The 10,622-nt window shown below is 70.9% G+C and carries 9 protein-coding genes; 3 read left to right on the forward strand and 6 right to left on the reverse strand.

Annotated features, from left to right (window positions below; translation table 11 throughout):
* Positions 1-42 precede the first annotated feature (42 nt).
* Together G5S38_RS04545 and G5S38_RS04550 are read left to right on the forward strand one after the other, a co-directional pair.
* Positions 43-465 (forward strand): ArsR/SmtB family transcription factor, encoded by a 423-nt coding sequence (locus tag G5S38_RS04545; RefSeq protein WP_165064949.1) that lies wholly within the window; start codon positions 43-45, stop codon positions 463-465.
* Between the two features lie 3 nt (positions 466-468).
* Positions 469-2,121, forward strand: a complete 1,653-nt coding sequence (locus tag G5S38_RS04550) for a SulP family inorganic anion transporter (RefSeq protein WP_165064952.1) — start codon at positions 469-471, stop codon at positions 2,119-2,121.
* A gap of 79 nt (positions 2,122-2,200) precedes the next feature.
* On the opposite strand, the gene G5S38_RS04555 is transcribed toward G5S38_RS04550, so the two are convergent.
* Positions 2,201-2,950 carry an MBL fold metallo-hydrolase gene (locus G5S38_RS04555; RefSeq protein WP_165064955.1) on the reverse strand — a complete coding sequence of 250 codons (750 nt, stop codon included), beginning with the start codon at positions 2,948-2,950 and terminating at the stop codon, positions 2,201-2,203.
* A gap of 22 nt (positions 2,951-2,972) precedes the next feature.
* On the opposite strand from G5S38_RS04555, the gene G5S38_RS04560 reads away from it, so the two are divergent.
* Positions 2,973-4,919 (forward strand): thioredoxin domain-containing protein, encoded by a 1,947-nt coding sequence (locus G5S38_RS04560; RefSeq protein WP_165064958.1) that lies wholly within the window; start codon positions 2,973-2,975, stop codon positions 4,917-4,919.
* A 2-nt stretch (positions 4,920-4,921) separates the two neighbouring features.
* On the opposite strand, the gene G5S38_RS04565 is transcribed toward G5S38_RS04560, so the two are convergent.
* The 5 genes from G5S38_RS04565 to G5S38_RS04585 all read right to left on the reverse strand — a co-directional run bounded on the left by G5S38_RS04565 (position 4,922) and on the right by G5S38_RS04585 (position 10,492).
* Positions 4,922-5,539: a hypothetical protein gene (locus G5S38_RS04565; RefSeq protein ID WP_165064961.1), complete on the reverse strand. Its 618-nt coding sequence runs from the start codon at positions 5,537-5,539 to the stop codon at positions 4,922-4,924.
* 46 nt (positions 5,540-5,585) lie between these two features.
* Positions 5,586-6,104, reverse strand: coding sequence for a CoA-binding protein (locus G5S38_RS04570; RefSeq protein ID WP_235928895.1), 519 nt, complete (start codon positions 6,102-6,104; stop codon positions 5,586-5,588).
* Positions 6,105-6,250: 146 nt separating this feature from the next.
* On the reverse strand, positions 6,251-7,564 hold the full coding sequence (locus G5S38_RS04575) for an O-acetylhomoserine aminocarboxypropyltransferase/cysteine synthase family protein (protein ID WP_165064968.1): 1,314 nt from the start codon (positions 7,562-7,564) through the stop codon (positions 6,251-6,253).
* Between the two features lie 56 nt (positions 7,565-7,620).
* A complete protein-coding gene (locus tag G5S38_RS04580) occupies positions 7,621-9,378 on the reverse strand; it encodes a dolichyl-phosphate-mannose--protein mannosyltransferase (RefSeq protein ID WP_235928894.1) in 1,758 nt (585 codons plus the stop codon).
* Positions 9,379-9,433: 55 nt separating this feature from the next.
* Complete coding sequence (locus tag G5S38_RS04585; protein WP_165064975.1) at positions 9,434-10,492, reverse strand: magnesium and cobalt transport protein CorA; 1,059 nt, start codon at positions 10,490-10,492, stop codon at positions 9,434-9,436.
* Positions 10,493-10,622 lie beyond the last annotated feature (130 nt).

Genomic DNA, 10,622 nt, shown 5'->3' on the forward strand with positions numbered 1-10,622 from the left:
GACTGCGACGTGATGGATTCATCAATCCGCGAGACTGGGGCGATGAACGAATTCGCGGGCGCGCAGCGGCCCCTCTACGAAGTCAAGGCCAACCTCTTCAAGGGCCTCGCCCACCCGGTGCGGGTGCGTATCCTCGAGGTGCTCTCGGCCGCGAACACCGTGCCGGTCTCCGACCTCATCGCCGATACCGGGCTCGAGGCATCCCACCTGTCGCAGCACCTCTCCGTGCTGCGCAAGCACAACCTCGTCGTCGCTGAGCGCCGGGCCAGCCAGGTCTTCTATTCGCTGGCCTACCCGCAGGTCGCCGACCTGCTGCGTGTCTCTCGCGCCCTGCTGGTCGAGATCCTCGAGAACACCCGGCAGCAGCTCGCGTCGACGGTCACCGCATCGGCGGGGCTTCCGGTGCAGCCGGCGTCGACGCCGTCCGATTCCCCGCCACCGCCTTCCGATCCCGAATCGACGTAACCCATGCGACCCCTGCGGTACCTCCGACCCCTGCTGCCCGCCGCGAGCGACTACGCGGAGGTGCGCCGCAGCTGGCGCGGCGACGTGCTCGCGGGCGTCACGGTGGGCATCGTCGCCCTGCCCCTCGCACTGGCCTTCGGCGTCAGCTCGGGCGCGGGCGCCGAGGCCGGCCTGATCACGGCCATCGTGGCGGGCCTCGTCGCGGCGGTGTTCGGCGGGTCGCACATCCAGGTCTCCGGACCGACCGGCGCGATGGTCGTCGTGCTCGGCCCCATCGTCGCCGTGCACGGGGTCGGCGCCGTCGCCATCGTGAGCTTGATGGCCGGCGTGATCGTGCTGCTCGTCGGCCTCGCGAAACTCGGCAGGGTCGTCTCGTTCATCCCGTGGCCGGTCATCGAGGGATTCACCCTCGGCATCGCGGCCATCATCTTCCTCCAGCAGGTACCGGCGGCGATCGGCGCGGCACCCGGCCCCAGCAGCAATGCCGTGGTGTCTGCCGTGCAATCATTCGGTTCGGTGGATGCAGCAACCGTCGTCTGGCCGGTGCTCGCCGTCGCGGTGGTCGCCGCCATCATGGTGCTGTCACCCCTCCTGCTGAAGCAACTACCGGGCTCGATCGTCGCCATCGTCGTCGTCACCGCGGCGGCGACCCTGGCTGGCCTGCCACTGGCGACGATCGGGGTGCTGCCCTCCTCGCTGCCGGCACCCCAGCTGCCGAACCTCGACCCGGTGCGGCTGCAGGCACTCGTCGGCCCCGCCCTCACCATCGCGGCCCTCGCCGCCATCGAGTCGCTCCTCTCGGCGCGGGTCGCCGCATCGATCTCCGACACCGGGCCATACGACGCCGACCGCGAGCTGGTCGGCCAGGGCCTCGCCTCGGTCGCCTCCGGCCTCTTCGGGGGAATGCCGGCCACCGGCGCGATCGCCCGCACCGCCGTCAACCTGCGCTCCGGCGGACGCACCCGGCTCGCCGCCATCGTGCACGCGCTGGTGCTGCTGGCCGTCGTCTACCTCGCGAGCGGCGTCGTCTCGCAGATCCCCCTCGCGGCGCTCTCGGGGGTGCTCATGGTCACCGCGGCCCGCATGGTGTCGGTCGCGACCGTGCGCAGCGTGCTCGGGTCGACCCGCTCCGACGCCGCCGTGTTCGTCGTCACCGCGCTGGTCACCGTGTCGCTCGACCTCATCGTCGCTGTGGGCATCGGCATCGCGGTGGCTGCGTTCTTCGCCCTCCGCGTGCTCGCGAGATCGGGCGGGGTGCACCGCGACGAACTGCCCCTGCCCGCGCACCCCGGCGACGACCGCATCGCGCTGCTGAGCCTCGACGGTGCCCTGTTCTTCGGCGCGGCCGACCGGGTGCTCGACCGGGTCAGCGCCGTTCTCGGCGTCTCAGTGGTGATCCTGCGCATGTCGCAGCTGCAGGCGCTCGACGCGACGGGCGCGAAGGTGATCACCGAGATGATCCACGCCCTCGAGCGCCGCGGCATCACGGTGCTGGTGAAGGGCATCCAGCCCGCACACCTCACCGTCGCCACGCGGGTCGGCGTCATCGCGTCGCTGCGTCACCGCAATCACCTGTTCACCGAGCTGGACGCGGCAGTCGAGCACGCCAGGAGCCACGTCGCGCGGGCGGCGGCATCCACTCCCGAACCGGTCTGAACCGGCGCTGCCCGGCGCGGGCGACGGCTCGTCGACGCCCGTCCCTTCCACTCGGCGCTGCCCGGCCGAGGGCAGGCGCCTACAGCTCGACGCGCTCGCCGCGGGGAGTGTCGACGAGCAACCCGGTGTCGGCGAACGCCGCCTCGAGGTCGTCGCGGGTCTCGGAGAAGTGCTGCCAGTCGTCGGTGTGCAGCCCGACGACGCGCTGCGCGCCGAGGATGCGCGCGGCGGTCGCGGCATCCGTCGACGTCATGGTCAGCGGGGCGTCGATGCCCGGCACGCGCGCGGCCCCCGCGAACAGCACCGCGATGTCGATCGACGGAAAGCGACTGGCGATGTGCTCGACCAGGGGGAGCGACGCGTTGTCGCCGCTGACGTAGACGGTCGGCTCGCCCTCGGCCTCGAGGATGAAGCCGACGACCGTTCCGACACGGGCTTCGGACCCCGGCGGCCCGTGCAGGGCGGGAACCACGGTCACCGTCACCGCACCGAGCTGGTGGCTCTCCCAGTCGTCGAGGCCGATCACGCCGCCGCCCCACAGGTCGGCGCCCGCACGCATCGTGCTGACGGTGACCGGACCCTGCGCCAGCAGCTCGAGGCCCTCCCAGTCGAGGTTGTCCTTGTGGGCGTGGTGAGACAGCAGCACGAGGTCGACCGGCCACAGGTCGGCACGCGAGATCGCGGGCCCCGCGGTCTTGACCAGCGTGGTGGTCCCCGGCTCGGTGTAGGTCTGGGGCGGGTCGAGCGTCGGATCCGTCACGATGCGCAAGCCCGCGTATTCGAGGAGCGCGGTGGGTCCGCCGATGAAGGTGATGGCTGTCGTAGGCACAGCGCCAGCCTACGCTGGGAGCATGCCGAACCGACTGGCGAATGCCGTAAGCCCCTATCTCCGGTCCCACGCCGAGAACCCCGTCGACTGGTTCGAGTGGGGGGATGAGGCATTCGCGGCGGCCGCCGAGCGCGACGTCCCGGTGCTGGTCTCGATCGGCTACTCGACCTGCCACTGGTGCCACGTGATGGCGCGCGAGAGCTTCAGCGACCCCGAGCTCGCCGCGCACCTCAACGCCAACTTCGTCGCGATCAAGGTCGACCGCGAGGAGTATCCCGACGTCGACTCCACCTACCTCGCGGCGGCGGGCGCCTTCACGCAGCACCTCGGGTGGCCGCTCAACGTGTTCGTCACCCCGCGGGGGCGGGCGTTCTATGCCGGAACCTACTGGCCTCCCGAGCCCCGCCAGGGGCACCCCGCGTTCCGGCAGGTGCTCGACGCCGTCGGCGAGGCGTGGCGCGACCGTCGCGACGAGGTCGAGTCGAACGCCGGAACGGTGCACGACGCCCTCGCGGCGCAGGACCAGCGGCAGGCGGGCGACGGCAGCGGCACTGCCCTCCCCGATGCCGAGGCGTGGGGCGCGGTGATGACCGAGCTGATCGGCTACGAGGACACCCGCTACGGCGGCTTCGGCGACGCTCCCAAGTTTCCCGTCGCGCCGGTGCTGGGCTTCCTGCTCGACCGCGGTTCGCTCGGCGACCTCGACGCGACCGCGCTCGCGGTGCGCACCCTCGGCCGGATGGCCGCATCGCCGCTGCGCGACAGCGTGGAGGGCGGGTTCTTTCGGTACTCGACAATGCGCGACTGGTCGGACCCGCACTACGAGCGCATGCTCTACGACAACGCGATGCTGCTCGGCGCCTACTCCAGGGTGCCGGGCGGCGACGACATCGCCGACGGCATCGCGGGCTTCCTGACCGGAGTGCTGCGCGTCGGCGGGGCTGGCGAGGGTAGCGGGGCCGGCGGGGGTGGCGTGCTCGGCGGCGCGTTCGCGTCGGCGCAGGACAGCGAGAGCGATGTCGACGGCGTGCGCGTCGAGGGGGTCTATTACTCGCTGGATGCCGCGGCTCGCGCCCAGCAGCATCCACCGGCCATCGATGCCAAGGTGCTCACCGGCTGGAACGGCCTCGCGATCGAGGCGCTGGCCGACGCCGGCGCACGCCACCAGCGCCCCGACTGGATTCAGGCAGCCCGCGACGCCGCGGACTACCTGCTCGCCGTGCACGTGACGGGCGACGGCACCCTGGTGCGCGCGTCGATCGACGGCCGGGTGTCTGCGGCCAGGGCGACCCTCGAGGACTACGGGATGTTCGCGTCGGCGCTGCTGCACCTCGCGCTCGCCACCGGTGAGGTCGGCTACGCGGAGAGCGCCCGCCGGCTCGTCGACGCCGCGCTGAGCGACGCGCCGACCGGCTTCACGGTGCCGGGCGGTGCCGACCCGACGCTCGCCGCGCACGGCGTCGCGCTGGCGGTCGACCCGTCGGAGGGCGCCTACCCGTCGGGTATCACCGCGATGTCCGGCGCCGCGCACACGCTGTTCCTGCTCACCGCTGACGACCGCTATCGGCGAGCCGCGGAGTCGGCGATGGCGGTGCTCGCCCCGCTGGCCGTGCCGCGTCCGATCTCGTTCGGGGCCGCGCTCGGCCTGGTCACCCGGCTGCAGGCGCCGGCCAGCCAGCTCGTGGTGGTCACGGGAGACGGTGATGCGGGGGGCTCCGGCGACCAGGCCGATACGGCGGTGGATGCCGCCGCGCTCGTGACGCTCGCCCGCGGCTGGCTGCGTGCCGGAAGCGTGACCGCCGTCGTGACCCCGCAGCAGGCGCGTGCCTTCGCCGGCGCGGGGTTCGAGCTCTTCGAGGGGCGCGTGCCCCAGGGGTCGGCCACCACCGCATACCTGTGCCGCGACTTCGTGTGCCGGTTACCGCTGACGAGCGCGGACGCGCTCGGGGACGCGCTCGCCGACGCCTGACGCTAGGTGCGCGACCCCGCGGTCGAGCCGGTGCCTGCGGGCTGCTCGACGACCGAGGCATCACGCGTCACCGCGACGGCGAGGATCGTGAACCCCGCGCCGAGCAGCAGCATCGCGAGGGTGCCGACCGGAAAGTAGATATGGCCAGGCTGCACCAGCAGCGCGCCGACGCCCGCGATCAGGGTGGCGGGGATGGCGACCAGGCGGGCGCGCTGGAACACGGCGATGCCGGCCACCAGCACGCCGAGCGCCAGGGAGATCACGCCGACCCAGGCGAGGATGCGGGCGACCACGTAGATCGAGCTCGTCGCCTCGGGGATGCCGGCCAGCACCACGGTTCCGGCCGCGACACCGGCGAGGATATCGAGCGCGGTATAGAACGCGGCGAAGCCGAAGCCGAACACCCCGGCGACCCAGCCGAGGCGGCGGTCGACCCGACGGGCGATGAGCCAGGGAGCCGCACCGATCAGCGGGAACAGCGGGATCAGCGCGATGTGCATGCCCTGCCAGTAGGCCGCCGACTCGGCGGTCAGGCGCATCGGGTGCGTGAACCCTATGAGGATGCAGGCGAGCAGCGGGAGGGTGACCCCGAGGATCAGCAGGAGGCGGGAGCGGGGCATGGCCCGATGCTACCCGGGGCCGGCTGGGCGCCCCGGGCCGGCCACCCTACCGAACGAGCTTGCGCGCCGAGATGACCCCGGTGTCGAACCCGAGCAGGTGCAGTCCGCCGTGGAACCGGGCGTGCTCGACCTTGATGCAGCGGTCCATGACGACCGTGAGTCCCTTGCTCTCGCCGTAGATCGCGGCGTCCTGGTTCCAGATGCCGAGTTGCACCCACACGGTCTTCGCACCGCTGGCGATGACGTCGTCGATGACCGCGGGAATGTCGCTGGCCTTGCGGAACACGTCGACGATGTCGGGAACGTCGGGCAGCGACGCGAGGTCCGGGTAGGCCTTCTGGCCGAGGATGGTGTCGGCGTTCGGGTTGACGAAGTAGACGCGGTAGTCGCTGGACTGAAGCAGGTAGGTGCCGACGAAGTAGCTCGAGCGGGTCGAGTTCGGCGAAGCGCCGACGATCGCGACCGACTTCGCCTTGCGCAGGATGGCGAGGCGCTGCTTGGCGTTCGGCCCGACCCAGGTGCGCTGCGACTTGAGCCGCTTGGCGAGCGGGCTGCTGGCGGGCAGCGAGCAGGTGAGGCCGTTGGTCAGCTGGGTGGTGACCGTGCCCGATTCGCTGTCGTCGGGCAGCGGAGTCGGGTTGGATTCCTCGGGCTCGGCAGACGGCGAGATCGTGGGGGTGCCCGGGGTGGGGCCGCCGGTGTCGAAGCTCATCAGATTCCCTTCGTCGCGGCGGTCAGCGCCTGGTCGAGATCGTAGATGATGTCGTCGGATTCCTCGATGCCCACGCTGATGCGCACGACGCCCGGGAGCACGCCGGCGTCGACGAGCTGCTGCTCGTTGAGCTGCGCGTGGGTGGTCGACGCCGGGTGGATGACCAGGGTCTTGGCGTCGCCGATGTTGGCGAGGTGGCTCGCGAGCTGCACCGACTCGATGAACCTCTGGCCGACCTCGCGGCCGCCCTTGACCACGAAGCTGAACACCGAGCCCGCGCCCTTGGGCAGGTACTTGAGCGCGCGGTCGTGGTGCGGGTGCTCGGGCAGGCCCGCCCAGAACACGCTCTCGATGCGGTCGTCGGCGTCGAGCCATTCGGCCACGATGCGGGCGTTGTCGACGTGGGCCTGCATGCGGTACGGCAGGGTCTCGATGCCCTGCGCGAGCAGGAACGCCGAGTGCGGGGCGAGCGAGGGGCCGATGTCGCGCAGCTGCTCGGCGCGCAGCCGGGTGAGAAAGGCGTACTCGCCGAAGTTGCCGCTCCAGTTGAGTCCGCCGTAGCTCGGCACCGCCTCGTCGAACAGCGGGAACCGGTCGCTGGCCCAGGGGAACAGTCCGCTCTCGGCGACGACGCCGCCGAGGGTCGTGCCGTGCCCGCCGAGGAACTTGGTCGCGGAGTGCACGACCACGTCGGCGCCCCACTCGATCGGGCGGTTGAGGTAGGGCGTCGCGATGGTCGAGTCGATGATCAGCGGCAGGTCGTGGGCGTGCGCGACGTCGGCGAGGCCCTCGATGTCGGCGATCTCGCCCGACGGGTTCGCGACGGTCTCGGCGTAGAGAAAGCGGGTCTTGTCGGTGATCGCCGCGGCGTAGTCTGCCGGGTCGGCGCTGCGCACGAAGATGGTGTCGACGCCGAAGCGGCGGAGTGTCACGTCGAGCTGGGTGATCGACCCGCCGTAGAGGTTCGCCGAGGCGACGATGTGGTCGCCCGCGCCGGCGAGCGACGCGAAGGTGATGAACTGGGCGGAGAGCCCTGAGGCGGTGGCGACGGCGCCCAGCGCCCCCTCGAGGCTGGCGACGCGCTCCTCGAAGGAGGCGACGGTGGGGTTGCTCAGCCGGCTGTAGACGTTGCCGTACTTCTGCAGGGCGAAGCGGGCGGCGGCGTCGGCGGTGTCGTCGAAGACGAATGCCGACGACTGGTAGATGGGGAGCGCGCGGCTGCCGGTCACCGCATCGGGGATGTTGCCCGCATGGATGGCGCGGGTCTTGAAACCCCAGTCGCGGTCGGTATCGGACGAGTCAGGTGTGGCCATGCTGAAACGCTACCCGAGGCATCCATCACGAAATCTCCGCTGCGTAATACGGCGACTCACCGCCAGCCCGGCAGCCAGTAGCGCAGCTGCTGGAAGGGACCGGAGACCTGCAGCCCCGTCCACATCGACCAGAAGTAGGTCGCGACGATGACGATCAGGGCGAGCCCGATGGCGACGGTGCGGATGCCGGCTACCCGGCGCCACTCCGTGTCGGTCGGCCTGCCGAGCACGAGGCCGATGACCGCCGTCAGCGCGAGGATCAGGTACGGCAGAAAGACGATCGTATAGAACTGGAACACGGTGCGGTCGAGGTACAGCAGCCACGGCAGGTAGCCCGCGGCGACGCCGGCGAGGATGAGCCCGATCTGCCATTCGCGGCGCAGGATGAACCGCGCGAGCAGGAAGAGGGTCGCGCCCACCGCGAGCCACCAGATCAGCGGGTTGGGCAGGGCGGTCACGAATTCGGCGCAGGTGCCGAAGCCGCAGCCGTTCTCGCCTTCGACGCTGGAGCGGTAGAAGAACGCGGTCGGGCGCAGTAGCAGCGGCCAGCTGAGCGCGTCGGCCTGGTAGCCGTGCGGGGTCTCCTGCGCGAGGTTGGTCGCGTAGATGGACTGGTGGTAGTGCCACAGGCTCTGCAACGCGGCCGGCAACCAGCCGGGGGTGGGGGTGACGCCGGTGGCCACCTGGTCGGCCGCCCAGCTGCGGTCGTATCCGCCGTCGGTGCGCAGCCACCCGGTCCACGTCGCGAGGTAGGCGGCGATCGCGATGGGAACCATGAGCAAAAAGCTGACCGGTGCCTGGCGCACCGCGGTCGAGCTGGCCCAGAACAGCACCCCGGCGCGGCGGCGGGCGGCGGCATCCACCAGCAGGGTGTAGATCGCGAAGAACGCGAGGAAGTACAGGCCACTCCACTTGACCGCAGTGGCGAGGCCGAACAGCAGTCCGGCGGTGATCAGCCACGGGCGCCACCAGAGGGCGGGGCCGAGGTCGGTGCTGCGTCCGGCGGCGCGGCGCCGCTCCACCCACTCGGCCAGTCGGCCCGCGCTCTGCTGCCGGTCGAGGAGCACCGCGCCGAAGCCGAGCAGGGTGAGGAACATCAGCGAGTTGTCGAGCAGGGCGGTGCGCGACATGACCACCGCGAGGCCGTCGATGGCCATCAGGAAGCCGGCGATGGTGGAGAGGATGGTCGAGCGGAACAGCGCGAACGCGATGGCGCAGACCAGGGCGACCGCGAGCACGCCGACGATCGCGGTGCTGATGCGCCACGCGAACGGGTCACCGGCGCCGAACGCCTGCATGCCGAGCGAGATGATCCACTTGCCGAGCGGAGGATGCGCGATGTAGGCGCCCTCGCTCGTGAACACGTCGGTCGCCCCGGCGATGAAGCTCGCATCCGCACCGTCTGGCCACTGTCCCTCGTAGCCGAGGGTGAGCATGCTCCAGGCGTCCTTGACGTAGTACGTCTCGTCGAACACGAGGCTCGACGGCCTGCCGAGGTCGACGATGCGCAGCACGGCGGCGAGCAGGGTGACCGCGATCGGGCCGGCCCACGCCCAGATGCGCTGCCGGAGCGGGGTGGAGAGCACGCGCGCCCACCAGCGGTCGAGGCGGCTGCCGGTTGCGGTGGCGGGGGTGGTGGCTGCGGGGGTGGCGGTGCCTGCGCGAGCTGGGGTCGCGCCGGCGGAGGTGGTGGCTGCGGGGGTGGCGCCTGAAGCGGTGGATGCCGCTGCCCCTGGCCCGGTCGCGCGCGCTGCTCTGCGGCTGGCGGGTGCGGGGCCGCCGACTACCTGGTCGAAGTCGGGGGCTGTGGTCACGGGAGCCATCGTAACCAGAGGTGCGGCGGTGGGTGTGTCGGCCCGGTCGTCCCCGCTACAGCCAGTGGCGGGCCTTGAAGACGCGGTAGAGGATGACGCCGCTGAGGAGCATCCCGAGCAGCGCGAGCGGGTAGCCGATCGGCCAGTCGAGCTCGGGCATGTACGTGAAGTTCATGCCGTAGATGGTGCCGATCAGGGCGGGGGCGAACAGGATGGCGGCCCACGACGAGATCTTCTTGACCTCTTCGCTCTGGGCGAGGCTGGTTTCGGAGAGCTTTCGGGTCTCCTCGTTCTGCTCGAGGCTCGCCTCGGACAGCCGCTTCATCTCGTCGTTCTGCTGCTGCGTCACGAGCGTCGAGTGCACCGTGAGGGCGTTCTCGAGCAGGATGCGGAACGACGCCGCGCGGTCGGTGATGTGCAGCACGTGGTCGAGCACGTCGCGCAGTGACCGCTGCAGCTCGAGGTCGACGCCGTACTTGTCGGCTCCACGCTGCAGGGAATCGAGCATCTCGCGGAGCGGACCGGCGGCGCGCTGGAACGAGATGACTTCGCGCAGCAACTCGTAGATGCGGCGCGAGACGGCGGGGTCGCCGCCGAACAGCTGGTCCTCGATCTCGTCGATGTCGTTCTCGAGGCCGGCGATGACCGGTCCGTAAGCGTCGACGACCTCGTCGAGCACGGCGTAGAGCACGGCCTCCGGGCCCAGGGCGAGCAGTTCGGGATTGGCCTCGAGGCGGCGGCGTACCTTGGCGAGGTCGGGATTCTCGGCGTGCCGCACGGTCACGACGAAGCCGGGGCCGATGAACAGGTGCACCTCGCCGAACTCGACTACCTCCTGCGCGTCGATGTAGCGCGCGGGGCGCAGCACCACGAAAAGGGTGTCGCCGTAGCGCTCGAGCTTGGCGCGCTGGTGCCCGCCGAGGGTGTCTTCGACCGCGAGCGGGTGCAGCGCGAACTCGTCGGCCACCGACTGGATCTCCTCCTTGTCGGGGCGATACAGGCCGATCCACGCCATTCCGTGGCGTTCGCGCATCAGCTCGTACGTCTCGGTCAGGGTGTGCGGGTTTCCGGTTCGTTTTCCGTCGACATAGATGCCGTTATCGATGAGCGCCACAGTCGAGAAACGTAGTCCATGGGGTGGGGAGGGGGGTGCGGTGGGGTGGGGTGCGGTGCGGTGCGGTGGGGTGGCGGAGGGGGTGGGGTGGATGCTGCGGCTCGCGTGTCGAGGAGGACGGCTGGGGCAG

The sequence above is a fragment of the Marisediminicola senii genome, from assembly GCF_011057645.1.
GTDB classification, from domain to species: Bacteria; Actinomycetota; Actinomycetes; order Actinomycetales; family Microbacteriaceae; genus Marisediminicola; species Marisediminicola senii.